This is a genomic window from Marinifilum sp. JC120, from assembly GCA_004923195.1.
Classification (GTDB): Bacteria; Desulfobacterota; Desulfovibrionia; order Desulfovibrionales; family Desulfovibrionaceae; genus Maridesulfovibrio.
Window position 1 is genome coordinate 163,836 of record RDSB01000006.1, and the last position, 25,422, is coordinate 189,257.

Consider the following 25,422-nt stretch of genomic DNA (forward strand, 5'->3'; position numbering starts at 1 on the left):
GTTTTGGGATTGAATTAATTTCGCCTCCGGCGGCCAGAGAACCCTTTGAAAAGGGTTCTCTGGACTCTCCTAAACTTTTTAATAAGGCTTCGCCGCTTGTATGTATTATTTTGTTATTCAAGCAGAGATGTGAAGTATTGTCGTAGAATTGGAGGAGTGATTTCTATGCGTAATTCAGTGCGAATTTTGGCTGTTGTGGTCCTGTTGTTGGCTTTCGGCTTGTCCGGCTGTGCAACAGGTAAATGGAATCGCTATGAGCTTTATATGGGCCAGACCTATCAAGATGGCAAAAAGCAGGTAAGTACCGAGCAGTTCCAGACCTTCTTGAGCAAGCAGGTTACTCCCAAGTTCAGCGACGGCTACACCATCTACGATGCCCAAGGCTTCTGGGGCGGCAAGCGCGGCTTCACCTATTCCGAAAGAAGCAAAGTGCTCATGGTCGTCTCCCCGGATAAAGATGCCGAGTTGCGCGTGGATGAGATCGCCAAAGCCTACAAAGATGAGTTCAATCAGGAATCAGTGCTGAAGATAATTAGCCCGGTTGAGGTTGGGTTTAATTAATGTTTTTGGTTTTGTTGATATAAATAAAAAGACCTCCCCCGGTGCTGTGCGCCGGGGGAGGTCTTTCATTTCATATCTATCAAATCAATCCCTACAAACTAATCCACTCATCTTTCTTATCTGCCAGATGGCAGCAGGTGCGGTGGTTTTCGCCGATTTCCTTATCCTGCGGGGCCTTTTCACGACATATATCCATGGCGTGGGCGCAGCGGGGGTGGAAGTGGCAGCCTTTGGGCGGATCGAGGGGAGAGGGGATTTCGCCTTTGAGCGGGGCAAATTCCACGTCCCTTTTTTCCAGTCTGGGGACCTCGTTCAGCAGGGCCTGTGTGTAGGGGTGGAACGGTTTGCTGAAAAGCTGTTCCACTGTTCCGACTTCAACTACCCGGCCAAGGTACATAACCGCGATACGGTCTGAGATGTGTTCGACAACGCCTAAGTCATGGCTGATGAACAAACAGGTCAGGTTCAGTTCTTTGCGCAGCTTCATGAACAGGTTCAGAATCTGGGCCTGAATGGATACATCCAATGCGGCTACGGATTCATCACAGATCAGACATTCCGGCTGCATAGCCATAGCTCTTGCAATCCCGATTCTCTGACGCTGACCGCCGGAGAACTGATGCGGATAACGGTCCTTGTAGCTGGGGTCCAGTCCGCAGCGGAGCATTACATCGGCAAGGTATTGATCGAATCCGGCCTTGTCGGTCAGTCCGTGGTATAGCGGTGCTTCGCCGATGATCTGCTTGACCCGTTTACGCGGGTTCAGCGAGGCAAAGGGGTCTTGAAAGATCATCTGCACGTTGCGTGCATAGGACATGTGTTCTTTGGAACTCATTTCCTTGACGTTCTGACCCTTGTAGAAAATATCTCCGCCGGACTGGTTCAGGATTTCGCAGAGCATGCGGCCCAGTGTGGATTTACCGCAACCGGATTCACCCACCAATCCCAGTACTTCGCCGGGCATGATGTCGAGGTTGACGCCGTCCACTGCCTGAACACGTTCTTCGCGTATTTTTGAACCCAGCTTCTGGGCAATTTTTCCCGCGAAGTCGAGTTTCTTTACGAAGACCCGGCTCAGGTCTCTACAGCTCAAAAATGATGTATTTTTATCTGACATATATTTGATCCTCTACAAAGGATGATGGCAGCGTACTACGCGTCCGTTTTCCAGCTCGGTCCGCTCCGGGGCGACCATGCACTGATCGTCAGCGTAGGGGCAGCGCATCCTGAAGGAACAACCTTCGGGGATGTTGACCAGCGACGGGGTCATGCCCGGAATCTGGAACAGCGGCTCACCGCGCTTGTTGCGGCTGGGTACTGATCCGATCAAGCCGTGGGTGTACGGATGCATGGGATGATCGAGAATTTCTTCGACATTGCCCTGCTCAATGACCCGCCCGGCGTACATTACCGCAACCTTGTGGGCCAGACCTGCAACTACGGTGAGATCGTGGGTGATCCAGATCAGGGCCATTCCGGTCTTGCGGCAGAGGGCCTGCATTTCGGAAAGGATCTGGCTCTGAATAGTTACGTCCAGCGCGGTGGTCGGTTCGTCGGCAATAATCAGGTCCGGCTTGTTGATCAGTCCGATGGCAATGGCAACGCGCTGACGCATACCGCCGGAAAACTGGTGCGGGTAAGCCTTGATGCGTTCCTCGGGAGAGGGAATACCGACCATGGCAAGGGCCTCGATGGAGCGGCGCAGAGCCTCAGCCTTGGATACTTTTTCATGGGCGGTGATGGCTTCCATCATCTGGGTATCAATGCGCAGGACCGGGTTAAGGGTCATCATAGGGTCCTGAAAGATCATGGAGACCTTTGCGCCCCTGAACTTACGCCATTCCTCTTCGGACTGGCCGATGATTTCCTGCCCCTTGTATTTGATGGAACCACCGGCAATTTCACCCGGAGGGTCCACAAGGCCCATGATTGAGAAACCTGTTACGGATTTACCGGAACCGGATTCGCCCACAATACCGACAATTTCGCCTTTGCCAATATCCAGACTGATGTCATCAACGGCCTTGGCGATTCCGGCACGGGTGTAAAAGTAGGTCTTAAGATTTTGTATGCTGAGAATGCTTTCACTCATTTTTTCAACCTCGGGTTCAGAACGTCACGCAACCTGTCACCCACAAGGTTGATGGATACGATGAGAACGAGCAGGGCCACGCCGGGATAGAAGCTGATCCAGTAGTAACCGGATTGCAGGTACTTAAAGCCGTTGGCAATGAGCAGCCCCAGTGAGGGCTGGGTAATGGGCATACCCAGTCCGAGGAAAGAAAGGGTCGCCTCAAGAGCGATGGCCCCGGCTACTTTAACGGTGGAAATAACGATCAGCTCCGGCGTACAGTTGGGCAGCACGTGTCCGAACATGATTCTGTTCTGGGGCAGGGCGAGGCATTTTGCCGCTTCTACGTATTCCTTCCTGCGTTCCACCAGCACGTTACTGCGGATGGCGCGGGCATAGTAGGCCCATTGCACAATGACCAGTGAGAGGATGATCTTATCAACCCCTTTTCCTAGTATCGCCAGTAGTATTAGGGCTACTAGGATGGCCGGAAAACTCAGCTGTAAATCCACTACTCGCATGATGAACGAGTCCGTGCGTCCGCCGACAAATGAGGCCCAGAGACCGATGACGGAACCGATGACCAATGCGATGACGGTACTTACCACACCCACACCGAGACTGATGCGCAGACCGTAAAGGATGGCACTGAGCATATCGCGTCCCTGACTGTCTGTACCCAGCCAGTAGGTGATGGATTCGTCCATGGATTTCTCGCCGGGTTCCAGCTTGGAGTCCATGATGTCGATGGTCATCAGATCGTACGGATTCTGCGGTGAGATGTACGGGGAAGCCAGAGCCACGATGATCATAATGCTGAAAATTATCAGCCCGATAGTCGCGGTCTTGCTTTCAAAATATTCTTTCAGCGATTGCAGGAGCAGGGATTCGTCTTTTTCCGGGATGTTCTCGGCTGCGGACATTTCCGGCTGCTGCGTTTGTTGTGTATCTGCCATAAAGCTCTCCTAGTTCTGGTCGCCCAAGCGAACGCGGGGGTCCAGTATGGAGTAGATGATATCAACGATGAGGTTGATGATGATAAACATGGTCACGGTAATGAGCAGGTAAGCCACGATAACCGGACGGTCGAGAACTCCTATGGAGTCGATAACCAGCTTACCCATGCCGGGCCATGAGAAAATAGTCTCGGTAACAACCGCGAAAGCGATCAGTCCGCCGAATTCCATACCCAGAACAGTAATAACCGGGATCATGATATTCTTCATGACGTGCAACCCGATGATACGGGTATTGGTCAGTCCCTTGGCGCGGGCGAATTTAACGTAATCCATCTGGATGTTTTCCTGCACCCCGGCCCGGCTGAGTCTGATAGCCAGCGAGGTCTTGAACAGGGCGAGGTTCATGGCCGGGAGAATGAGATGGCGTATTCCGTCCCATGAAAGGAAACTTACCGGAACGCCTAGCAGTTCCACCGTTTCTCCACGTCCTCCCGAGGGCAGCCAGCCCAGATAAACCGAGAATATAATGATGAACATCAGCCCGACCCAGAATGTTGGTAGACTGAAGCCCAGTATGGAGAAACGCATGATACTTCGCCCGAGCAGGGTGTCGGATTTTATCCCGGCTATCATTCCTAGAGGAATTCCGAAAAATACAGCCATGAGCATGGCGGTTACGGCCAGTTCCATGGTTGCGGGCATGCGCTGCATGATCAGCTTGAGCGCAGGTTCGTTGTATACAAAGGAATTACCCAGATCACCCTGCACTGCGTCTTTAAGAAAGCGCATGTATTGTTCGGGCAGGGGCTTGTCCAGGCCGAGTTCCTTGATGGCGCGGTCCCTTTCCGCCGGGGTGGCGTCGGGAGCGATGAGGATATCCACCGGGTTCCCGATACAGAAAACACCGCCGAAAACCAGTACGGACATGACCAGCAGTACGACGATGGATTGTGAAATTCTTCTTATCAAAAATGCGAGCATAAATTTTGCTCCAGTTGAAAAAGGGGCGTACAAAGTACGCCCCTTTTGATTAATCTAATTGTGTGAGCGTCTTATTTAGTGACTTTGATTTCTCTGGGCAGAGTGTAACCGTCAGTACGGCCGTTGTACGCAAGACCCTTTTTGGAACCCCATACGTTCACCTGATAGTGAATGGGGATGATGCCGAGATCGCCGATACCCATTTCAGTGGCCTTGATGATCAACTCGTTGTGCTTTGCAGGATCAACGGTGACCAGAGCCTCTTCAAGGGTAGCGTCAAGATCGGGGTTGGAGTAGCGACCACGGTTGGAAGAACCGAAGCCCTTTTCTTTATCATAGGTGTGCAGCAGTGCGCCGATGCAGTTGGACTGTTCACCGGTGTCAGTTGCCCAGCCTACGAGCATGAAGCTGAACTCAAGTTTGGAAGCGCGGCCGAAGTATACACTCTTAGGCATGGTGTTAACTTCAGTCTTGATGCCGATCTTGGTCAGCATCTGGGCGATGGCCTGAGCGATGTCAGCATCGTTTACGTAACGGTCGTTGGGACCGTGGATGACCAGCTTGAAACCTTCGGGGTATCCGGCATCTGCGAGCAGAGCCTTTGCGCCCTTGATGTCATATGCCTCAGGCTTGAGGCGTTTGCTGGTACCTTCGTATCCATCGGGAACCATCTGGCTTGCGGGTACTGCAAGGCCGTCCATGATGCGACCGGCGATGGCGCGGCGGTTGATAGCCTTGGAGATGGCTTTACGTACGCGGAAGTCTTTCAGGGGGTTCTTGATCTTTTCACCGTTGTTACCGGAAACCGTTGGTGAATCATCACGGGCGGTATCAAGGTGCAGGTAGATCAGACGGGTGGAGGGAGATTCGGAAAGGGTCAGCTTTTTATTTTCAGCCAGACCGTCAACATCTGCCGGGGGCACGAAGTTGATCATGTCCACGTCGCCGGATTTGAGTGCAGCAACACGGGTACCGTCGTTGGTGATGGGGCGGACAACGATTTCTTCCCAAGGCATTTTTTCGCCCCAGTAGTTGTCGTTGCGCTTGTAGGTGATTTTGTCACCGCGGTCCCACTTGACGAGCATGTAGGGGCCGGTACCGATGCAGGCTTTGCCGGAGTTGAAATCTTCAGTTGCGGCACCTTCTGCGTTCTTCTTGGAGATGATGGGGAAAGCCGCCATCTGACGGGGAAGAAGCGGAGCAGGTGCTTCAGTGGTGAAACGGATGGTTGTGGGGTCAACAATGTCGATCTTCTGGATGTTGGAAACAAATCCAGTGAAAGAAGAAGGACTGTTGGGTACATTGGGGATGCGTTCAATGGTGAATTTTACGTCTTCAGCGGTGAACGGGGAACCATCGTGAAATTTTACGCCTTCACGGAGTTTGAATTCCCATACTTTGTCGGAAACAGGATTCCAGGAAAGAGCCAGACCGGGCTGGAGTTTCTGTCTGTTGTCCTGACGAACCAGCTTGTCAAAAACATACAGGGACTGCATGTTGTTGGCTGATACGTTATGGAAATGAGGGTCGAGAGAGGTGGGTTCACCTTTCAGGCCGAGGGTCAGTTTTTCTGCATGGGCCATGGTTGCTCCGAAGGCAAAGCAAGCCATAACAGCAAGAACAATCAATAGTTTTTGGCGCATTCAATACTCCTTTTTTCTCATTCTTATAAGTCCTGATCTACCTTACATAAATATCGTCTAAGATCAAGGTTTTGGTCATTGCAGAATTAATGAATGCGTAAATATGAGTGCTTGAAATTGGTGGTTTTGCTATGTGGCGGGATAAGTTTTGATCATTCAATCAATGTTGGGGGTTTTGTTTAGCATAATAAGGTTGTTGTGATTGTTTCAGATGTTGAATGTTTGTTTCTTTGAAATTCTCTTCTCAATTGATAGATGCAGTCAATGCTACCAAATTAGTTACTGTAGAGTATGCGAAACAACTTTATTTTGCTGATGCAGCAAGGGCATCATCAATCAGCCGTATTGATGCTGCTGTTCTTTGGGGCAGCGATCCGTTTATTATGTGATAGGGAATGTTGCGGTAATTCAGTTCTTTTATGAATAGGCTCTGCATGTATTCGCGTTGTTCGGGCATATCCCGTTGGCCGTCTGCCTGCCATTTGATATCAATGTCGCAAAGCAGGTAGAGGCTCGGTCCAAGAACTTTAAGCTTATCATCTAGCCATCCGGGGCATTGGCCAAAGTAATGCTTGGCATAGACAATGGATGAAATGATGTCCGTATCGCAGATTATTGGATTGTAACCTTTGGCCGCAGCCTCGGCTTCAAACCGCAATTGTCCACGGGCAATGGGGATCACATCGTCCACGGTCAGCTGACCGTTTTTCATTTCAAAATATTCGCGCAGGTATTCGGGCACGAATTCAACTTTGTAATGTTCGGCCAGTTTGGCGGCGAGGGAGCTTTTCCCGGTGCATTCAGAACCGCTGAGTACTACACGGAGAAACATTCACGCTCCCGGTCAGCGCGATAGGATCTCAGCCAGCTGATGAATCCGAGCACAGCCATGGCGGTGTAAACACCCATAAGTCCGCTGTATCCGACCCAGCCCTTGGCGTAATAAATTCCAATATACATGACATCGGCAGTAATCCAGAGCAGCCAGTTTTCCATGTACTTTTTGGCCAGCAGATACTGGGCGATAAGGGAGATTACCGTGGTCAGAGCGTCCCACCACGGAAAGGAAGCCTCAAGGTAATTTTCCATGAGGTAACCGGTGGGGACAAAGGCGATCAGACCGATGGCTCCCAGACGCAAGGCCAGTTTACGGTCAACTCGCTGGACTTTGAGCGGGGTACTGTCTTTGCCTCCGCGCAGCCATTGATACCAGCCGTAAAAGCCGAGCACGACATAGACGAATTGCAGGAAAGCGTCAGAATAGAGTTTGCCCTGAAAAACAATAACCATCCAAATAGCTACACTGATAATACCGAAGGGCCAGCAGAGTGGATTCTGACGTACACTTAAAAGTATGTAGATAAGCCCGGTAGCGATTGAAAGCTGTTCGCCGAGGCTCATGGCGGTGATGAAATTGATGATGAAGTTTATGAGTTCCATAGTGAAGCCTATTAAAAGTTTTAGGAGAGTCCAGAGAACCCTTTTTCAAAAGGGTTCTTACCTATAGCCGTTAGGCGAGAGTTTTTTGCTCGAGTCTTACGGATATAGAGAGCAGTGCTGGCCCCCCGTAGGGTCGCCGGAGGCTAAATGCTTTTTATCCAAAAGCGCGTAGCGCAACAAAATTATTTCCGAAGCTCATCAACTTTCCAAATCTCCGCGTGGGAAAGTTATGGTGAAACAGGCACCGAGGTCCTGCTTGGTAGATGCGCTGATGGTGCCGTTGTAGTCCTTGATTATACCATAAGATATTGAAAGGCCAAGTCCTGTTCCTTTACCCACATCCTTGGTGGTGAAGAAAGGCTCAAAAAGGCGGGCCTGAATGGGATCGGGTATGCCCGGTCCGGTATCGCAAATTTCAACGCTGATATGCTCATCAGTGAAATGAGTGGAAATGTAGATCTTCTTGTTGTCAGCAAGGGGCACGGCATCCTTCCAGCGTTCCTCAATGGCATCACGGGCGTTGATGAGCAGGTTGATAACTACCTGTTCAAGACGGTTGGAGTCAGCCATGATTATCGGAAGGTGGCTGTTCAGGTTCCATTCCACATGGATGTTGCGCAGGGTCAGCTGCCTGCTGAAGAAATCAAAGCCGCGGCGCAGAACGTCGTTCATTTGTACAGGCATGGTCTTCATGTCTGATTTCCGGCCGAACTCGCGCATGTGTTCAATTATCTTGCTGGCCCGGTTTACGTGGGTGTCTACGCCTTCAGCCATTTCACGCAGGATTTTGGGATCAATCTGCTGGTCCCGTGAAACCTTTCGCATGAGCAGGTTGCTGATGGTTTTGAGGATGGCAAGGGGCTGGTTCAGCTCGTGGGCTACACCGGAGGCCATTTCACCTAGTGTACTCATCTTGCTGGCCTGAATCAGCTGCTGTTCAGCTTCAAGCTTCTGGGTAACATCACTGCAAGTGACGATCAGGGTCCGGTTGCCGTCAAATTCAGCCGGGGAAATCCTGAGCAGAGCGTAAATAGTATTGCCGGATTTGGTCAGTTGGGAGCAAGGACCGATTTCCTGCTTGGTTTTAAGCAGGTGGTCGTAGTCGCTGTGTTCCTCATCACGAAATAGGCGCAGAAATGAACTACCCTGAATCATCGCGCGGGAATATCCGTAGATTTCCTCCACTGGATCATTGCAGTTGAGGATGGTGAGGTCATCGGCACTGAGCACGAATACCGCTTCCGGAATAGAATCGAAAATGGCGTGGTAGCGCTGTTCAGAAGCGGCAAGGCTTTCCTCAAGTTCTTTACGCCGGGTAATGTCGAGCATCATTTCCATGGCAGCTACAATCTTACCTTCCCGGTCCTTGATGGGAGAAGTGTAGACTATCCAGTGGATGGGGTGGCCGTCCTTGGAAAGACCTGATTCCTCACTCATGTGCGGGGTAAGGTCGAAAAAAGTCCTTTCTACCGGGCATTCTTCGCACTTGCTGTCCCGGTCCTTGTTGATCTGGTAACACTGCCTGCCGCGCGGCTTGCCGAAATGTTTTTCATAAGCCTTGTTGTGGCGGATGACTTTGAAATTAAGATCCACCACGCTTACGAGACAGGGGACGTTGTCGAAAAGGTCTCGATATTCTTCTTTCTGTTCCAGCAGGGCGCGGTGTTTTTCCTGCACTTGCCTGCCCATCATATTAAATGCATCAGCGAGAGTCCCGATTTCATCGGTCTGGGCGAGTTGGATTTCTATAAAATCTTGTGCCGAACCAAGCTCTCGTGTGGCTTTGATCAGCTTCCTGATTGGTTTGAATATGAAATTGTAAGCAAAAACAAACAAAGCCCCGAAGGTGGCGATAAAGACCACCATGGCGATACTGAAGTTGGCTTTTTCAAAGGTAGCCAGCATGGAATTTTTCTTTTCCGTGGAGATTTCAAGGTCCAGCAGGCCGAGCACCTTTTCGTCAACAGCATGAACGTGGCAGGGTCCGGGGGCGCATCCTTTTGAGTTGGGGATAGGAGTCATGATGCCCATGAACTCTTTGCCGTTAACGGTTTTCAGCCGGGTGCGCTGCTTAAGGCTCATGGTGGCCGGGGGATTGTCGTGTTGATGGCAGTTCCAGCAGGGAGGGCTTTTGATATCTATCAGGTTGTTGATTTCATCGGGATCGTTGGAATAGATGATTATGCCTTTCTTGTTGATGACCCGGATGGATTTGATTTCCCCCTGCTTGCTGATGTTGTTGATGTCGTTCTGGATGAACTCTTTGGAATCGAGCATCATGGCGTGATGCAGGCTCAGCAGTACCGTGTCGGAAAGCATGGCAATGTCGGACTGGATGTTTCCGGTGACATTCTTTTTAAAGAAAACCACGTTGAAGCTTGTCCAGAGGATCACACTTAAAAGCAGGGTGATTCCTCCGGAAAGGATCATTTTCATGATCAGGGTGTGGCGATATTTATTGAACACTCAACATCCTGCCGTGTTGTGATTTTCAGCTATTCCGGCCTGTCCATGGGGCATAGGCGGGCATCTTTGATCAGGTCGGCCAGAGTGTATGAATCGAGCATTTTGTACATGGCCTGATTAGCATCATCCCAGATCGAGCGGCGCAGACAGACCGCAGCACGCGGGCATGTGGTTACATCGCCTTCACAGTCGAGAATTTTGTCTTCGCCTTCTAGGGTTTCGGTCAGTTTGCCCAGAGAAATCTCTTCGGGAGTCATGGTCAGCACATTGCCGCCATTTGGTCCACGTTTTCCTTTGATGTATCCGGCTTCTTTGAGTATTTTGAGTATTTTTTCCAGGTATTTTAGCGAGATGTCTTCCCTGCGGGCAGAGTCTTTACTAGGGACCGGGCCGTGTTCGGAATGCATGGCAATGTCGAGCAACAGGCGTGCTCCGTATCTTGAACGGGTGGTAAGTTTCATAAATTTTAATCGTATTTAGTTAAAATTATTAGAATATTCTATAGATTATTCCGCTCTTATAACAGGATGCAGACAAGATTGAAAGTCGCGCTATTGTGTGGCTATGCGCAGGGACAGGCCGGAGGCTGTTTTCTGAACTCGGCTTTGCGTGGTAGCTGGATGGTGAAAGTTGTGCCTTGTCTCGGTTCGGATTCAACTGTGATGCTGCCGCCGTGCTGCTCTATGGTCTGGTTGGAAATAAAGAGGCCGATTCCTGTTCCCCGTTTTCCTTTGGAAGAGAAAAAGAGGGTAAATATTTTTTCTTTTGTCTCCCGGTCCATTCCGGTGCCGTTGTCACTGATGGTCAGTTCTATTTTATCACCGAGGTCGCGCCCGGTGATGCTGATAAGATAGTCTTTGCCCGGAAGTTTAGGTTCGCAGGCATCCACTCCGTTTTCAAGAAAATTGACTATGGCGGCGGACATGGAGCTGGGATCAATATCGATTTCGCCCATTTCTTCAGGAATATCGATTTCATACTTCACATCAGCAGCGACAGCTTTGGGTACGATAAGTGCGGCTGTGTCCTGTAAAAAATGTCCAGCTGATACTGATTCCAATTCAATTTCACGGGATTTGGCGTAGTAAAGGATGTCCAGCACCATCTTTTTGACCCGGCCCACAACATTTTTTAGTACTGCCGCAGCCTCGGTTACCCGTTCCTGATCATTCTTGCGTAGCCCGGATTCAAGACGGTAGATACCACCGTCAAGGGCGGTGAGCATTCCCTTTACACCGTGAGACATGGAGCCGAGCATGAAACCGAGCGAGGTCAGGTGATCCTGTAAGCGGCGGATCTCTGTAATATCGGTGGACATTTCCATAACCTGTTTGATCTCACCATAGGCATTGCGGATGGGGGCAGACCAGACCAGCATGTTTTTCTGTTCACCATTTCTGGTGGTGACCACAGTTTCGGTCTGGTGGGTTTTCCCGTCTGTAAAGGTGCGCTGTACCGGACACTGGTCACAGGGTTGATCGCGGTGTTTGTATGAAGAATAGCAGGTGGCACCTAAAGGTTCGGCAAAATCTTCCTTGAAGCGGCGGTTGACCTCGGCAATGGTGTAGTCCGGGTTCTGTACGGAAATATAACAGGGAGCTTCATCAAAGAGGCGTTGAAATTTGTACTGGGTTTCGAGCAGTTCATCGTTGAGGCGTTTGAGCTCGGTCATGTCCACGGAAATATCCAGCACCAGCTCAATGTCGCCATCTTTGTTGGGAATGGGGGCGGTATAAACCGTGACCGGAATTTCCTCACCTTTTTTCCCGATGAATGTTTCCTTGCTGCGCTGACCCTTTCCTGTCTTGAAAGTAAGCTGAACCGGGCAGGCGTTGCCTGCGGATTCCCGGTCAGAGTAAATATCGAAGCTGTTCATGCCGACCACATCGCCGAGCCGGTCTTTAAGCAGTTCGTTAGCAGCGACAATTTCCAGATAGCGGTTGTGGATGGAAACAAGGCAGGGCAGTTCGTTGAAAAGTCCGCTTCCGGTCTCAACTTCATGGGCTGCGCTGGAAAGGGCTTCGCTCAATCCTTCTACAACCTGACATGCGGCATTCTGGCGTTCAAGCGCGATGATTCGCTGGGTCTTCTCTTCCACCAGGCGTTCAAGGTTTTCAGTGTACTCGCGTACCTGATCCTTGAGCTGAATTTTTTCCATGACCCTGCTCAGGGAAATTTCAAGCACTTCATCGTCAATGGGTTTGGTGATGAAGTCGGCGGCATCAGATTTGAGGGATTCAATGGCAAGGTCAAGGTCACCGTGTCCGGTGAGCATGATTACTTCAATGTGCGGATAGTCGGATTTTACGGCTTTGAGCAGTTCTATGCCGTCCATGCGCGGCATTTTGATATCAGTGAGGATAACTGCCGGAGCAGTTTTTTCGATAAGCTTTAAAGCAGCCTCACCGTTTTCAGCGGTTTCCACTTCATAGCCCAGATCCATGAGGGTTAGTCCCAGAAAACGGCGTATGCCTTCCTCATCATCAACCAGCAGCAACTTATTCTTACTCATCGCACACCTCAAGAAAGCGCAAGGCCGCTCTGACCGGAGCAGAGTCATATTGCGGAGACTTAGTCGTCCTCGTCTGTTTCACCAAGTGCTTTACGCACAATTTCAATGACTTCGGTAGGGTCAAAAGGCTTTTTGATCGTGGCGACCGCACGCTTGATAGCCATATGAATACCGGGAAGTCCACTAATGACAATTACCGGAATTTCGGAAAATTGTTCTTCCAGTGTCAGCCTGCGGTAGAATCTCGGTCCCCATTCATTGGGCATTTCCAGATCAAGCGTGATCAGGTCAGGGTTCTCAGCTATCGCAACATCGTAGGCTGAAAGTCCGTCTGAAGCGCGGCAGGTAAGGTATCCGTGATCCTCGAATACGTTTACGAGGTAGTCCACAATGTACGGGTCATCATCCACTACCATTATTTTTTTGGGCATGCTTGTCACCTTTGTAGCTATTTTAGGGAGTTATGAAGTTCCCATGGAGAAAAGCCTACACCGTACTTCCGCACTCTTTCAAGCTAAAAAATCGGCCGGCCAGCGATTCCCCGCTGACCGGCCCTGATATGGATTCCCTTTAGCCGATTGTGTCTTTCACAATCCTGATCAGCTCTTCGGCATCGAAGGGCTTGGTCAATGTGGCTATTGCCTTGGGAATTGCGTACTTGTTAGCCTGAAGGCCGCTGATAACGATTACCGGAGTTCTCTTAAGCTCTTCGCTCTGAGAAAGCTTGCGGTAAAATCTTGGCCCCCACTCGCCCGGCATTTCAAGATCAAGGGTGATCAGATCAGGCTTCTCGTTTTCTGCAACTTCCATTGCAACGGCTCCATCTTCAGCCATAACGGTTTCATAGCCGTTGTCGCTGAAAAGATCGCCCAAATATGAACGGATATCCTGATCATCATCTATGATTAAAATCTTCTTGGACATAATAACTCCTCCTGTTGAATCTTTCCCCTTCGTTATCCCGGCAGCCTGAAGGTATCCGGCTGCCGGGAATACCGATAATTCGATTCAGTTATACTTACGTCTAAACTTTATCGGGCTTGCTGACGCTGACCACCGGGCAGTTTGCCCTTAAGATGACCTGTTCGACAGTTGAGCCGATGCGTGCTCTTTCCGGATCAAGTTCGTTGGTGTGATGAGCGAGGCAGACAAGGTCTACGCTCTTTTCACGGGCGAGCTTGACGATTTCGACGTAGGGAGTTCCTTCCCATACTTCGATATCATAGTTCTTGAAATCGCCCATGAGCGGGACATAGGTTTCTCTGATCCGCTTGCGGGCAATGATCAGATTTTCCTCGATTTCATTCTGGTCCAGAACCTTGCCGCTGATATCCAGGGCATGGAAGATAGTCAGATCGCAGTCGAGTTCGCGGGCTGTGGACAGAGCGAATTTGAACGCGCTCTCAGCCTGCTTGGAGAAGTCGGTACCAAAAAGGATGTTGGAGAACCCGCCCCAGTAGGAAGCGGATTCACGGTGTACTGAAAGGACCGGACAGCGGGCGGCTTTGGCCACCTTTTGCAGGGTACTTCCGGGGTAGCCCTTATGGAAGGAAGCGTTTTCGCCGGAGCTTGCAGCCATGACGACGAGATCGCTGTCCGCCTTGCGGGCTTCGCGAAGGATTTCGCGCGCGGGTACACCGGTTGTCAGTACGATTTTTGCGTTGTCAGCTCCTTCGAACTGTTTGGCAAAGGTGGTCTTGAGTTCTTCTTCGACCCAGGCGAGGTATTCTTCATCAACCTCAACCTCTTCACCGGTACGCACGTCGTTGACAACGTGGGAGAATGCCTTGGTAGGCACTCCCACAACATGGAAGATGGTTACTTCGGAACCGTAACGTTTCGCCATGTCGAAAGCTACGCGGGCGGCACCGAAACTCGCGGGGGAGCCGGTGGTCGCCAAAAGGATTTTCTTAAACATGTGACACCTCGTTCGTTGCGGACAATATCAGATCACCTGTCAAGGAGACGGGTGTTACTACCATTCGACACGCATGCCTTCAGGAATATCGAGCATACCGATAATCAGAGGCTTGAGGAAAGACCAGCGGATGCCGATTTCATATTCCTCTTCAAGGTCACGGATGGCGTCCCAGCAGTTATGGCAGGGCGCGATGACCAGTTTACAACCGGTATCGAGGATCTGGTCCATCTTCTTGCGCAGGGCCACGTTACGCTGCTCACGGTACATGCCGATTCCGTTGAATCCGCCACCACCGCCGCAGCAGTAGTTGTGTTCCTTGTTGGGTGCCATTTCAACGAAGTAGCCCGGCTCAACAATATAGCTGATGATTTCGCGGGTTACGTCTTTGAGACCCTGGTTACGCACGTAGTTGCAAGAATCCTGAAGAGTTACAGGCTCTTTGATGCGTTTTGCGGGATCGATTTTGAGCTTGCCTTCGCGCAGTGCTTCAGCCAGCCATTCCACGTAGTGAATGTAAGGCTTGGGCGGCAGACCGTCTTCACGTCCGGCCCAGTAAGGGCCTTCGATGACGGTGGCGCGGTGGGCGTGACCACACTCGGTTCCGGTTACCCGGGCCGGGTTGAGGCGCTCAATGGCGTCGTATACGTGATTTACATTGTCCTTGCAGCATTCCCAGTCACCGGCGAACATGGACAGGGAGGTCTGTTCCCAGCCTTCGGAAGGCACGGTCCAGTTTGTTCCTGCCACATGAAAGAGCACCGCTGCTTCAGCGAGATCTTCCGGGTAGTGTTTGGGTTCACGGGCGTTGCAAGTGTACATGATTTCGGCGTCCTGCTTGTCAACCGGGATGGTCAGACCGGGCCATTCTTCCTCGGTCTCTTCGGCCATCCATTCACATGTTTCAACCCAGTCCTCGGTGGTTACGTCCATCTGAGCGCGGTATACGCGGTGCATGCCGGAACCGATCTTCAGCTCCCAAGGAACAAAGCCCTGAGAGTAAAGGAGTCCGCGCAAGTAGGAGAACATTACACCCATGTCGATGCCGTGCGGGCAGTACATGCCGCAGCGGTTACAGCAGGTGCACTGGGACCAAGCGACTTTCATGCAATGACGCATGAACTCGTTGTCCACATTCCCTTTTTTCTTGACGATATGTCCGAGGGTGGACTGGATTTTATATGAAGGAACCTGCTCGGGCACACAGTCGTTAACCTGATAGAGGAAACAACTGTCTGCACACATGCCGCAGTGGGCACAGATTTCGAGCCAGGTTTTGAGTCTGGCCTTCATGGTTTTCTGGATGGTGGCCCACAAAGCATTGGTGTCCACATCCAGCTCTAGCATTTCAGCGTAATATTTCTTGCCGCTCTTATCTGAGAGAGTCAGCTTAAGCTGCTCATCAGTTACGATCGGCTTTCTGTTACAAAGTTCACCTTGAGGCATTTTCTTTCTCCTGTTGGCTGTGTTGTTTCCTGTTACCAGGAGAAGGTGGAGCCTTTCAGGCCGCCGCGTTTGATGCCGTAATCCATTCCGAGCTGAGCACGGGAACAGAAGAAGAGCACGCAGTGGCTGAGTTTGGTGAAAGGCAGGCACAGCAACCAGATTTCTCCAGTTATGATGTGGGCCAGCAGCCAGAACTGGTAGTCACCCATCTGGTAACGGGCGATGAGGCCGGTTACAAAGGGAGCTACGGTGATCACCAGCAGCAGATAGTCATATGCTGTGGTGAGGATTCTTACTTCCGGGAGTGCAATGCGGCGCAGGATGATTGCAACACAGGCCACGATTACAGTCCATGAGAGCAGATCCGCGAAGAACGCGGGCATCTGCGGCAGGCTGAATCCCAGATTTTCCTGCAACATAATGTTGTGTGCTGCAAGGAAGATGGGGGTTGCCAGCAGTCCGATGTGGAATGCAAAGAATATAAAGGTATAGCCGGGCTTTTTTCTCCATGCGCGTGCGCCCACGGGGTTGAGCCAGCTGATTATTGAATTGAATGCACCTTTAAGTCCGTAGGACAGATGGGCTTTATATGCCACGCGGTCGAGCTGTTGGCTCAGGCCCTTGAAGTAGAGCACTACGCGTACCAGCAGGCCGCCGAAGCTGATTGCAAAAACCAGCCAGAGCAAAGGCCCGGTCAGAAGTTCGTACATTTTGTTTCTCCTCGTCTAGCGCTTAATGGTGGTCGCCGTAGTTCTTTTTGTTTTCATCACGGTAGGCTTTTCCACCCATGAGGAACTGCCAGAACAGGGTCACTCCAACCAGTGCTCCACCCATCAAGAGGTACATGATACCTTTGGTGAATGTGTAATATTCCTGAAGGTTATGTGCTTCCATTTTACTATCTCCTTAAGGCGATCCTAGTGATCGCCCTTGTAGTCGGGATGCTCGAAGAAGATGGGCATCCGGGTGGTGATGAAACGGAAAATCACAACGCCGAGGGTGACGATGAATACGGAGATTCCGATTTCCATCATGCTGGGGAAGTACCTTTCAGATGAGGGCAGGTGGTAGTTGAATGCCACCATGGAAACGTTGAACCTGTTGAAGACAATACCGAGCACAGTAATGATCGATGCTTTCTTGATCAGGCTGAGGTTTCTGTCACGAACACCCACACCATAGAGGAAGCAGGGCAGGGCAACAAAGCCGAGCATCTCGGTCAGGAACAGCAGGCCGTAACCTGATACCAGGTAGTGCCAGTTGTTGTCATAAGCCACGCCCATCATTTTGATGAAGAAGTAGCCGAAGAGGACCAGAGCTGCTGCCTTACCGAATCCGAAGACCACGCCGTCGTGATGCTTGAGGTATTCTTCGTCCATCATACGGTGCAGCTTCTTGTGGGACATGGAGCCCTCGAAGATGACCATGGACATACCTGCTGCAATACTTGAAACAAAGAAGTAGAGCGGCATGTAAGTTGAATACCAGAGCGGATGCAGCTTGGACGGGGCGATGGTGTACAGCGCGCCGAGAGAGGACTGGTGCAAAGTGGAGAGCACTACGCCGAAGATAGTCAGCACGAGGGTCAGTTTAACGACCACTTTGCGGATTTTCTTCCAGCCCAGCCATTCGAACATGGCCGGAGTGAACTCAACGAAGAGCACAGTCAGGTAGAGCATAACGCACAGACCAACTTCGAAGAGCAGGGAGGTTGTTCCCTGAGAAACGAAGATGGGGTAAGGCAGTCTCCACGGACGTCCGAGGTCGTACTGCAATGCAAATACAACCAGAGCGTAGCCGAGGAAGGCTGTCAGGATTGCCGGACGTACAGCGGAATGAAAGCGCTTGAGTCCGAAGATATAGCAGGCTGCGGAAGTTGTGTATCCGCCTGCTGCAAGAGCAACACCGCAGAGCAGATCGAATCCGATCCAGAGTCCCCACGGGTTGTTGTCATCAAGGTTAGTCACGGGACCGATCCCCTGTGTGAATCTGAGTACGGTGAGTACCAGACCTACGAGGAGGATGGCGCCTGCCACCAGATTGAAGGTATTGAAGGCCGATTTAGGGCCGTTGTTCGCGGGAGTGGACATTTATGATTCCTCCTTCTCGCTGTTTTCAGCCTCGCCTGATTCAGCCGATTCTTCCGGCTCTACGGGCTTCAGGGCATCTTCCACGGCTTTCTTGACCTCAACTTCGATCTGGCGCTTGTTGGCAACATCTGCCTTTTCAAGAGCTTCGGAGAGGGTCTTTTCTGCTTCTGAGCTTGCCTTGGCAATTGCACTTTCAACAGCTTCTTTGCGTTCTTCATCCGCAACTTTGCTGTTGCGTTTGGTTACCGCGTAAATGCCGCCGAGGAGTACAGGCCAGAGACCTGCAACCATGGGAACAGCTGCCAGTGCGCCGGCAGTGAGTTCAGGTGCGGACTTCGTGCCGAGGTCTTCACGCATGCCGATTTTATTGAAGGGCACGCCGGAGATGTACAACCAGCTGGTTCCGCCCATTTCGTCTTCACCGTAAAGGTGGTCAACGTAACGGTCGGGATTGCGGCGGATGCGCTCGCGGGCGATTTTGATCAACTCATCCCTTGTGCCGAAGATGAGTGCTTCTTTGGGGCACTCGGCAACACAGCCGGGGAGCTGGCCCTTGGCCTGACGGGGGGCGCACATGTCGCACTTCATAACCCGCGGGGTCAGGGGTTCATCATATTCGTAAGTCGGAATTTCAAAGGGGCAGGCTACCATGCAGTAGCGGCAACCCACACAGACCGACTCATCATAAACAACTGCGCCGTTGGGCAGTTTATTGAATGCTTTTACGAAGCATGCGGACGCACAGGCCGGCTCAAGACAGTGGTTGCACTGGGACTTGCGGAATACGGGATGTTCCGGAGTTCCGTATTTGTTGACCACGGTGTGTGTCTTGGCATCAGTTCTGCGTTTTGTGTCCAGCACTGCGAGGTCATCAAAGCTCTTCTCAGGTTTGGGAAGTTTGTTGACCTTGTTGCAGGCTGCTTCACATTTGCGGCAGCCGATGCAGCGGGTAGCGTCAAAGAGTACACCCTTACTTCCGGGATAACCTTTGAACTCCTTGCCTGCGGCCTCAGCTCCTGCGGGGAGGGATGCTCCCACGCAGGTTGCGCCCAGCATTCCGAGGAATGTTCTGCGTAACATTTATCTGTTCTCCTTCAGGCTATCCGTTACTATTTCTTCGCGTGACATGCGGTGCAGTCAGTGGAAGCAGGCTTCTTGATGTTCATAGCGTCATGACAGGTCATGCACTGAACGTGGTAAGCAGCCTTGAGGGCCGGACGTCCGTCCTGAACTTTACCGCCGTGACAGCTGGCGCAGCTCGGAGGAGTCGCGCTTGCAGGGCTGTTATGGTGGCAGCTTCCGCACACGGTAAGGGGTGTGCTGTGGAAAGCGTTAGCCATGGCATCGCCTTTCATACCGTCAACCATGCTCATGATGATCTTGCGGTGGGGCAACTTGCTGGCTTTGTATTCATTTTCAAGGACGTTGATGGTCACGAATTCGGGAATGTCTTTTTCTGCAACCAGAGCAGGAGACTCGGGACGCTTCAGAATCAGCGAAGAAGCAATGGCAGCCTTGGCGGAGGTTTCCATTTTGACAGGATCGCTGGAGGTGGAAGCCGGTCCGTTATGGCAGACCGCGCAGGTCTCTTTGGACTGGATTACATTCTTAGGCATCAGTTCGTGACAGCCTGCACATTTAGGATCTTTCTGCTTTACAGCATGACAGCCCACACAGGATCTGGTGCTGTCTGCTTTATGCATAGCCTTGTCGAGAGTAACAAAACCGCCGTCTTCGGAACCGCGAACAGTATGGCAGGAGGAGCAAGACTTGTTCATGGTTTCATGGTGGCAGGAGCTGCAAGATTCAGTGTAACCTTCGTGGGACTTGTGGTTGAAAGCTACGGCAGCCATGGTTGCTTTTACAGCAACGTTATCCTGCACCGGGGCGGTGAGCAGTACAGCGTCGGGTTGACTTCTGGGGAGGCGGGGCAGTTTTCCGCCCATTTTTTTCAAAACCGCAGAGTCGTCAGCCTTGATTTTAGCAGCCTGCTGTTCGCCGTGACAACCGGCACAGTCGATAGGACCGGTTTTTTCAGCTTTTGCAGTCTTCATTTCAAGGTGACAGCTCACACACTGGCCGTGATACGCTTCAGTGGTGGCCAGTTTTACCGAGCCAGTAGGCTTGGCAGTGTGACAGACACTACAGTTTTCTTCCTGTCCCTTCACGTACTCAAGCTTCTTGTCGAGATTGTTGTATACGTGGTGACAGCTTCCACAGTTGGTGTCCTGACCATCATCCTTGGCGATGAGCTTGGAATCCCAGTGGCGGTAGTGGAGAATGTTCTCCATACCTGCGGGAGCACGCTCAGCTTTGAATTCAGGGTCAGCAACGTGACAGCTGCGGCATTCACCAACTTGAGGTCCGGTTTTCTTACCGGCCTTGGCGTCGGCAGCATGACAGCTGATACAACCGTTGTGGTAAATTTCTTTGAGCTGCTTAGGAGTGCCGTTTTCAAGTCTTTTGAACTTGTAAGATACGGTTCCTTCGTTTGTTTGGTGGCAGGCAGTACAGTCTTTGCCCTGCTCTGCCGCTGCCTTGGTGTGTGTATCATGGAGAAACACAACAGCAGGCAGTTCCAGTTCTTCCTGAGCGGCAATAGTGTCGATCATAATAAGATCAGGACGCTTGTTGCCGTTTTCCTGCGGGGTTCCGACCATGCTCAACGCTTCCATATGGAAGCCGAGCACCCCAGCCAGGACGATCAGGATACCGGACAATCGCAATAGTTTCTTTCCGTTTGCCATTTTATGGATCCCCTCTCAATGCAATTGGTCATGAAGCCTCATACTCCAGACCTTTGTTGCTCCGGTCGGTTTTTGTCGTTATTCCCGGCTGTTACTTCCCCCATGGAAAGCCGTCTAATGGAAATACGTTTCGGACCGTTCCGGTGCGCCTCATTCCCCATCAACTGGGTTGGTATTAATACCTCCCAAGTCGATAGGTTTTTATACCTGCTCGATAGGTATGTTATTAATCAAGGGTACGTCAAGAGGTGTTTTGTAAAAAGTGTGGTTAAAAATACGGGTCTTTTTCATAGTGTTTTAGTCTAGATTTTCTCTTGCTCTAGGGTAATTCTCGGGCTGGCTAATGGTCTGAAATTAAAGTTTTAAATGGTTGAGACGTGTTTTCTTAATTTTTGTGATTCAATAAATGCTTATGTGGATATTATTTCTGATAGTGCATATTGGATTTTGGAGTATACTAAGAAGATTATTGTAATTTCAGCAAAGGCTTAAATGCTTGTACCCAGCTGTTTTTAAACTGTGCTGGTTTTCTGTTTTGAATGTGTAGGTTTTGCGGTACAGATTATCGTGGTAGAGCTTTGTTCAGTATCATAATTTTTTAAGAGAGGTGTTCAAATGAAGACTCTGGGAATTCTCGGTGGTATGAGCTGGGAATCAACAATTTCATATTACAAACTGCTTAATGAAGGCGTACGCGATAAAATGGGCGGTCTGCATTCCTGCCGAATGGTCATGCACAGCGTTGACTTTGCGCCTTTTGCTGAGCAGATGGGGAAAAATGACTGGGACAGTATTACCGCCGGATTAATCAAAGGAGCGAAAAGCGTTGAGGCCGGGGGAGCCGAAGCTTTGATCATCGCTACCAACACCATGCACAAAGCTGCGGATGATGTTCAGGCGGCTGTAGATATCCCTTTATTGCACATGGCTGACGCAATTGCAGCCGGTGCGGAAAAGGCAAGGGCTTCCAAGCTCGGTTTGCTGGGCACAGCTTTTACTATGGAGCAGGATTTTTTGTCCCGTCCGCTTAAGGAAAAATATGGGCTGGATGTAATTGTTCCGAATTGTGACGGGCGGTCCATGGTTCATCGCACTATTTTTGATGAACTTTGCTGTGGGAAACTTATCGATAAGACTCGCGCTGGATATATTGAAATAATAGAAGAAATGGCAGCGCAGGGAGCCGAAGCAATTGTGCTGGGCTGCACTGAGATCGGGCTATTGGTTAAGCCGGAGGATGTCTCTGTTCCGTTAATTGATACGGTAGAGGCGCATGTGGAATTGGCTTTGGAGTATATTTTGTAACGCTCTAACTCGCGAAGCGGCGAAGCCTTGATAAAAGTTTTTGGGAGAGTCCAGAGAACCTTTTTTTCAAAAAAGGTTCTTTGGTCCCCGAAGGGCTGCCGGAGGCTACTCACTCGCCACCGCAATTCCGGACCCGATCAAAACCGACCCGGCACAGCGGTTGGCGATTTTCCAGATTTTCGGGCTGCGGATGGCGGTCCTGCTGCGGTCTCCCAGCCATGCGTAACCCAGCAATACTGCCAGCACTGTGGGGATGATGGAGCTGACTACGATGAGCACATCCGTTGAAGTCAGGGTCTGCAAGTCCATGAACCCGGGCAGGAACCCGCAGTAAAAGGCGATAACTTTAGGATTGCCCAGTGATATGCACAGCCCGGCTAGAAATGTTTTTCCCATTCCTTTTTCTGAGGGCAGAGCCGCATTTTCTGCAAGAGGCGGCGGGGCCAGCCAGCATTTTATACCTAGATAGATAAGATAGGCCGCTCCGGCCCATTTCAGGAAAACAAATCCCGCTCCTAGCTTCTGGGCCGCGAACCCCATTCCGAAAATGACCATGATCAGGTAGGTGAAATCCCCCATGACGACACCTACACAATACAGGGCCGTGGATTTGAATCCGCGTGCAACAGATTGGGCGATGATGGACATGACTCCCGGTCCGGGGATCAACGCAAAAATTAAAACAGCAAGTATAAGTGCAATTGTGGATGTGACGGTCATTGTTGTTACTCCATTATTCGATTCTTTGATTACTCCGCATAGTTTGCAGGGTCCAGTAAATTATGCGTTGGCAGTACGGGTATAGTTGTCTATCAATAGGTATTCAAAACCATTACCCGGAAGAATGCATGGCCCAAAAACAGTCCCTTCCCCTTATTGAATTCATTACTCTCTGCTGTGTCGTTTTCATGGCTGTCTGCAATATTTCCGTTTATTATAGTTTGAATGTTTATCTTCAGGGTCTTGGGTTTACAAAGAGCCTTTCCGGTCTGTTGATCAGTGTCTATTCTTTGTCCGGGATGTTTATGTATGCCGCAGTCAGTAATCGCATAACAGTAGTCAACGCATATAAGTTCATGTTTGTGGGGATGCTGCTGGTTTCTGTCAGCGGGTGCGGATATCTGTATATTCACGAATTCTTGCCGCTCCTGCTTCTGCGTATCGGACAGGGGGTGGGGATTTTTATGGTTCTTGCCCCGTGTGTGACCATTCTTGTGTCCATGGTCAGTTCAGATAATGTCGGTTCTGCGTTTAGTCTTTATTCCACGGCTCTGTTGCTGCCTTATGCGGTCATGCCTCACGTTTCAGAACAGCTAGGTCCTTTGGTGGACGGTCCGGCATGGATTTATGCCGCAACTGCCGGGCTTATTCCCATAGCCTTTCTGCTGACCTTGTTTCTCCGGTATCGCACTTCCAGAATGGAAAAGCATGGGCAGGAAAAGGGAGAACCTCTCTCGGTCCGTGAATCCTACGCCAATCTTTTGCGTTTGAAGATTCTTTCCGTGCTGGCGGTCAATGGCGTCTATTTTATGATTTTTACCGGATTGTTTTTTTTGTTTCAGGATTTTGCCCATTCACGGGGAGTTGTCCGGGCCGGGTATTTCTTTTCTTTGCAGATGGGAGTGATGATCGCCATCCGGTTGTTTGGCGGAGCGGTTTTTGATCGCTTTTCCAAGCGCGGGCTGATTGTGACTGCATTCATGCTTACAGCTTTGGGGTTTGCGTTGCTTAGCTATTTGCATGATGAAAGCATGCTTTTGCCCATCGCGGTAGTTTTTGGGGTAGGTATGGGCTTAAGTGCTCCGGCTTTAAATTCACTTATGTTCGTGGTCAGCGAGCCTCGTTTCCGTAGCTTTAATGTTAATATGATGATGTTCACCGTGCACATGGGGGCATTTTTAGGTCCATTCATTGGCGGAATTGCAGTTGATTCAATTGGTTACAGCGGATTTTTGTGGATTGCAGCTTCTTGCACATTGGGCACGGCAGTAGTCTTTATGCTACTGGGGCGAGTGAAATGATTTAGCACTGGCTGAAATCTGAAAAGATAGATACTTTGAAAGATAATAGGAAGTTAAGCAGGAGGAATATATGTCGGATTTGGATATGAAATTTATGGAAGAAGCGTACAAGCTGGCAAAGAAAAGTTTTGATGAGGGCGGCTTGCCCATCGGCTCGGTATTGGTTCGTGATGGTGAGATCATCGGAAGCGGACATAACCAGCGGGTGCAGAAAGGCGACCCTATTGCCCATGGCGAGATGGATTGCATCCGCAATGCCGGACGGCAGAAAACTTACAAAGATACTACTATTTATACCACTTTATCCCCATGTATGATGTGCTCAGGGACCATTGTGCAGTTCGGAATTTCTCGTGTGGTTATCGGGGAGAACAGAAATTTTGGCGGCAATGAGGAGTTTCTTAAGTCCAGAGGGGTGCAGGTGGATATTCTGGATCATCCCAAGTGCATAGACCTTATGGAAAGGCTGAAAACTGAAAAGCCCGCACTCTGGGCGGAGGATATCGGGGAAGAATAGGTTTGAAACAGAGCGCTAGAAACGCAAAAAGCCCTGCTTTATTTCTAAAGCAGGGCTTTTTAAATGCTGTGGAGCTCCCAAGCAGATTTGAACTGCTGACCTCGTCCTTACCAAGGACGCGCTCTACCACCTGAGCCATGGGAGCACCTTTATATGGTGGCTTTCTTTGGCGATAATGCCTTAATGGCACGCTCAACTGCTATTGCAGGAGCTTCGTCGAAAGCCTTAGAGAACCAATTTGGAAAGATCGTAGTGTCAAAAGAAGGGGTCGTAGTTATCTACGACCCCGGGGGTATCTTTTTGACGTGGTCGGGATGAGAGGATTTGAACCTCCGACCCCTTGAACCCCATTCAAGTGCGCTCCCAGGCTGCGCTACATCCCGACGTCACGAAGAGAGGTTCTATGGAAATGTGACGGACAAGTCAACACCTTTTTGTGGAAAAAAAGGAAAAAATAAAATTATTAAAAATATCAATAGCTAAAACAGTTGCGAAACCCCGACCCGGATATTCCATGATTCCTTGGAGAAGGCCCAGTCCATGCGTCCGAACGTTGCTGTCATGAATAAAAAAACGGAGGAGCGCAAACTCCGCCGGTTCTTGTTTATGCTGTAGGTCCCTGCGGTGGAAGAGACTTTCCGCATTGACTGCATTTTATGGTCTTATCCTTATCTTTGAGACGGATGATGTTTACTTTTCCGCATTGCGAGCATTTCCGCTTTCGGTTTAAGGCTGCCAGAAGGCT

The 25,422-nt window shown here is 50.5% G+C and carries 24 protein-coding genes and 2 tRNA genes; 4 read left to right on the forward strand and 22 right to left on the reverse strand.

Annotated elements, in window-relative coordinates:
- Window positions 1-165: 165 nt before the first annotated feature.
- Window positions 166-561, forward strand: a complete 396-nt coding sequence (locus D0S45_08155; protein TIH17125.1) for a DUF3574 domain-containing protein — start codon at window positions 166-168, stop codon at window positions 559-561.
- Between the two features lie 91 nt (window positions 562-652).
- Here D0S45_08155 and D0S45_08160 read toward each other — a convergent pair whose 3' ends face one another.
- From D0S45_08160 to D0S45_08250, 19 genes are all read right to left on the reverse strand, one after another.
- Entirely contained in the window at window positions 653-1,678 is a 1,026-nt protein-coding gene (locus D0S45_08160; GenBank protein ID TIH17126.1) for an ATP-binding cassette domain-containing protein, read from the reverse strand.
- A gap of 12 nt (window positions 1,679-1,690) precedes the next feature.
- Complete coding sequence (locus D0S45_08165; GenBank protein ID TIH17127.1) at window positions 1,691-2,653, reverse strand: ABC transporter ATP-binding protein; 963 nt, start codon at window positions 2,651-2,653, stop codon at window positions 1,691-1,693.
- Window positions 2,650-3,588, reverse strand: coding sequence for an ABC transporter permease (locus D0S45_08170; GenBank protein TIH17128.1), 939 nt, complete (start codon window positions 3,586-3,588; stop codon window positions 2,650-2,652). The genes D0S45_08165 and D0S45_08170 overlap by 4 nt, the downstream gene beginning before the upstream one ends.
- 9 nt (window positions 3,589-3,597) lie before the next feature.
- Window positions 3,598-4,572 carry an ABC transporter permease gene (locus D0S45_08175; protein TIH17129.1) on the reverse strand — a complete coding sequence of 325 codons (975 nt, stop codon included), beginning with the start codon at window positions 4,570-4,572 and terminating at the stop codon, window positions 3,598-3,600.
- 71 nt (window positions 4,573-4,643) lie between these two features.
- Window positions 4,644-6,215, reverse strand: coding sequence for an ABC transporter substrate-binding protein (locus D0S45_08180; protein TIH17130.1), 1,572 nt, complete (start codon window positions 6,213-6,215; stop codon window positions 4,644-4,646).
- A gap of 304 nt (window positions 6,216-6,519) precedes the next feature.
- Window positions 6,520-7,047, reverse strand: a complete 528-nt coding sequence (locus D0S45_08185) for a NadR-like protein (protein ID TIH17131.1) — start codon at window positions 7,045-7,047, stop codon at window positions 6,520-6,522.
- Window positions 7,032-7,655: a nicotinamide riboside transporter PnuC gene (locus D0S45_08190; GenBank protein TIH17132.1), complete on the reverse strand. Its 624-nt coding sequence runs from the start codon at window positions 7,653-7,655 to the stop codon at window positions 7,032-7,034. Before D0S45_08190 ends, D0S45_08185 begins: the two co-directional genes overlap by 16 nt.
- Window positions 7,656-7,853: 198 nt before the next feature.
- Complete coding sequence (locus tag D0S45_08195; protein TIH17133.1) at window positions 7,854-10,121, reverse strand: PAS domain S-box protein; 2,268 nt, start codon at window positions 10,119-10,121, stop codon at window positions 7,854-7,856.
- 29 nt (window positions 10,122-10,150) lie between these two features.
- The gene (locus tag D0S45_08200) at window positions 10,151-10,582 is read right to left on the reverse strand and encodes an RrF2 family transcriptional regulator (protein ID TIH17134.1); all 432 of its coding nucleotides are present in this window, start codon (window positions 10,580-10,582) and stop codon (window positions 10,151-10,153) included.
- 101 nt (window positions 10,583-10,683) lie between these two features.
- Window positions 10,684-12,633, reverse strand: a complete 1,950-nt coding sequence (locus tag D0S45_08205) for a response regulator (GenBank protein TIH17135.1) — start codon at window positions 12,631-12,633, stop codon at window positions 10,684-10,686.
- Window positions 12,634-12,692: 59 nt separating this feature from the next.
- Complete coding sequence (locus tag D0S45_08210; GenBank protein TIH17136.1) at window positions 12,693-13,064, reverse strand: response regulator; 372 nt, start codon at window positions 13,062-13,064, stop codon at window positions 12,693-12,695.
- Between the two features lie 139 nt (window positions 13,065-13,203).
- Entirely contained in the window at window positions 13,204-13,557 is a 354-nt protein-coding gene (locus D0S45_08215) for a response regulator (protein ID TIH17137.1), read from the reverse strand.
- A 100-nt stretch (window positions 13,558-13,657) separates the two neighbouring features.
- A complete protein-coding gene (locus tag D0S45_08220; GenBank protein ID TIH17138.1) occupies window positions 13,658-14,551 on the reverse strand; it encodes a universal stress protein in 894 nt (297 codons plus the stop codon).
- Between the two features lie 57 nt (window positions 14,552-14,608).
- Window positions 14,609-15,997, reverse strand: coding sequence for a (Fe-S)-binding protein (locus tag D0S45_08225; protein TIH17139.1), 1,389 nt, complete (start codon window positions 15,995-15,997; stop codon window positions 14,609-14,611).
- Window positions 15,998-16,029: 32 nt separating this feature from the next.
- Window positions 16,030-16,707 (reverse strand): hypothetical protein, encoded by a 678-nt coding sequence (locus D0S45_08230; GenBank protein TIH17140.1) that lies wholly within the window; start codon window positions 16,705-16,707, stop codon window positions 16,030-16,032.
- 22 nt (window positions 16,708-16,729) lie between these two features.
- Window positions 16,730-16,891, reverse strand: coding sequence for a DNA-binding protein (locus D0S45_08235; protein TIH17141.1), 162 nt, complete (start codon window positions 16,889-16,891; stop codon window positions 16,730-16,732).
- Between the two features lie 23 nt (window positions 16,892-16,914).
- The gene (locus D0S45_08240) at window positions 16,915-18,087 is read right to left on the reverse strand and encodes a Ni/Fe-hydrogenase cytochrome b subunit (GenBank protein TIH17142.1); all 1,173 of its coding nucleotides are present in this window, start codon (window positions 18,085-18,087) and stop codon (window positions 16,915-16,917) included.
- Window positions 18,088-19,167, reverse strand: coding sequence for a 4Fe-4S dicluster domain-containing protein (locus tag D0S45_08245; GenBank protein ID TIH17143.1), 1,080 nt, complete (start codon window positions 19,165-19,167; stop codon window positions 18,088-18,090).
- A 29-nt stretch (window positions 19,168-19,196) separates the two neighbouring features.
- Window positions 19,197-20,834 carry a cytochrome c class III gene (locus D0S45_08250; GenBank protein ID TIH17144.1) on the reverse strand — a complete coding sequence of 546 codons (1,638 nt, stop codon included), beginning with the start codon at window positions 20,832-20,834 and terminating at the stop codon, window positions 19,197-19,199.
- A 615-nt stretch (window positions 20,835-21,449) separates the two neighbouring features.
- Here D0S45_08250 and D0S45_08255 point away from each other — a divergent pair.
- Window positions 21,450-22,139 (forward strand): aspartate/glutamate racemase family protein, encoded by a 690-nt coding sequence (locus D0S45_08255; GenBank protein ID TIH17145.1) that lies wholly within the window; start codon window positions 21,450-21,452, stop codon window positions 22,137-22,139.
- Between the two features lie 105 nt (window positions 22,140-22,244).
- Here the strand turns inward: D0S45_08255 and D0S45_08260 are convergent, their stop codons facing one another.
- The gene (locus tag D0S45_08260) at window positions 22,245-22,859 is read right to left on the reverse strand and encodes a LysE family translocator (protein TIH17146.1); all 615 of its coding nucleotides are present in this window, start codon (window positions 22,857-22,859) and stop codon (window positions 22,245-22,247) included.
- Window positions 22,860-22,921: 62 nt separating this feature from the next.
- Here D0S45_08260 and D0S45_08265 point away from each other — a divergent pair, with 62 nt between their 5' ends.
- Window positions 22,922-24,160: an MFS transporter gene (locus D0S45_08265; protein TIH17147.1), complete on the forward strand. Its 1,239-nt coding sequence runs from the start codon at window positions 22,922-22,924 to the stop codon at window positions 24,158-24,160.
- A gap of 70 nt (window positions 24,161-24,230) precedes the next feature.
- Entirely contained in the window at window positions 24,231-24,677 is a 447-nt protein-coding gene (locus D0S45_08270) for a nucleoside deaminase (protein TIH17148.1), read from the forward strand.
- A 69-nt stretch (window positions 24,678-24,746) separates the two neighbouring features.
- Here the strand turns inward: D0S45_08270 and D0S45_08275 are convergent.
- A tRNA-Thr gene (locus tag D0S45_08275) sits at window positions 24,747-24,822 on the reverse strand.
- A gap of 161 nt (window positions 24,823-24,983) precedes the next feature.
- Window positions 24,984-25,060: transfer RNA gene (locus tag D0S45_08280), tRNA-Pro, on the reverse strand.
- Window positions 25,061-25,422 lie beyond the last annotated feature (362 nt).

Bases quoted from the DNA above. Each gene is read 5' to 3' on its own strand.
- D0S45_08190 (TIH17132.1), bottom strand. From the start codon at position 7,655: ATGGAACTCATAAACTTCATCATCAATTTCATCACCGCCATGAGCCTC.
- D0S45_08270 (TIH17148.1), top strand. From the start codon at position 24,231: ATGTCGGATTTGGATATGAAATTTATGGAAGAAGCGTACAAGCTGGCA.
- D0S45_08250 (TIH17144.1), bottom strand. From the start codon at position 20,834: ATGGCAAACGGAAAGAAACTATTGCGATTGTCCGGTATCCTGATCGTC.
- D0S45_08225 (TIH17139.1), bottom strand. From the start codon at position 15,997: ATGCCTCAAGGTGAACTTTGTAACAGAAAGCCGATCGTAACTGATGAG.
- D0S45_08215 (TIH17137.1), bottom strand. From the start codon at position 13,557: ATGTCCAAGAAGATTTTAATCATAGATGATGATCAGGATATCCGTTCA.
- D0S45_08260 (TIH17146.1), bottom strand. From the start codon at position 22,859: ATGACCGTCACATCCACAATTGCACTTATACTTGCTGTTTTAATTTTT.
- D0S45_08180 (TIH17130.1), bottom strand. From the start codon at position 6,215: ATGCGCCAAAAACTATTGATTGTTCTTGCTGTTATGGCTTGCTTTGCC.
- D0S45_08155 (TIH17125.1), top strand. From the start codon at position 166: ATGCGTAATTCAGTGCGAATTTTGGCTGTTGTGGTCCTGTTGTTGGCT.
- D0S45_08205 (TIH17135.1), bottom strand. From the start codon at position 12,633: ATGAGTAAGAATAAGTTGCTGCTGGTTGATGATGAGGAAGGCATACGC.
- D0S45_08160 (TIH17126.1), bottom strand. From the start codon at position 1,678: ATGTCAGATAAAAATACATCATTTTTGAGCTGTAGAGACCTGAGCCGG.
- D0S45_08175 (TIH17129.1), bottom strand. From the start codon at position 4,572: ATGCTCGCATTTTTGATAAGAAGAATTTCACAATCCATCGTCGTACTG.
- D0S45_08240 (TIH17142.1), bottom strand. From the start codon at position 18,087: ATGTCCACTCCCGCGAACAACGGCCCTAAATCGGCCTTCAATACCTTC.
- D0S45_08265 (TIH17147.1), top strand. From the start codon at position 22,922: ATGCGTTGGCAGTACGGGTATAGTTGTCTATCAATAGGTATTCAAAAC.
- D0S45_08230 (TIH17140.1), bottom strand. From the start codon at position 16,707: ATGTACGAACTTCTGACCGGGCCTTTGCTCTGGCTGGTTTTTGCAATC.
- D0S45_08165 (TIH17127.1), bottom strand. From the start codon at position 2,653: ATGAGTGAAAGCATTCTCAGCATACAAAATCTTAAGACCTACTTTTAC.
- D0S45_08245 (TIH17143.1), bottom strand. From the start codon at position 19,167: ATGTTACGCAGAACATTCCTCGGAATGCTGGGCGCAACCTGCGTGGGA.
- D0S45_08235 (TIH17141.1), bottom strand. From the start codon at position 16,891: ATGGAAGCACATAACCTTCAGGAATATTACACATTCACCAAAGGTATC.
- D0S45_08185 (TIH17131.1), bottom strand. From the start codon at position 7,047: ATGTTTCTCCGTGTAGTACTCAGCGGTTCTGAATGCACCGGGAAAAGC.
- D0S45_08170 (TIH17128.1), bottom strand. From the start codon at position 3,588: ATGGCAGATACACAACAAACGCAGCAGCCGGAAATGTCCGCAGCCGAG.
- D0S45_08200 (TIH17134.1), bottom strand. From the start codon at position 10,582: ATGAAACTTACCACCCGTTCAAGATACGGAGCACGCCTGTTGCTCGAC.
- D0S45_08210 (TIH17136.1), bottom strand. From the start codon at position 13,064: ATGCCCAAAAAAATAATGGTAGTGGATGATGACCCGTACATTGTGGAC.
- D0S45_08255 (TIH17145.1), top strand. From the start codon at position 21,450: ATGAAGACTCTGGGAATTCTCGGTGGTATGAGCTGGGAATCAACAATT.
- D0S45_08220 (TIH17138.1), bottom strand. From the start codon at position 14,551: ATGTTTAAGAAAATCCTTTTGGCGACCACCGGCTCCCCCGCGAGTTTC.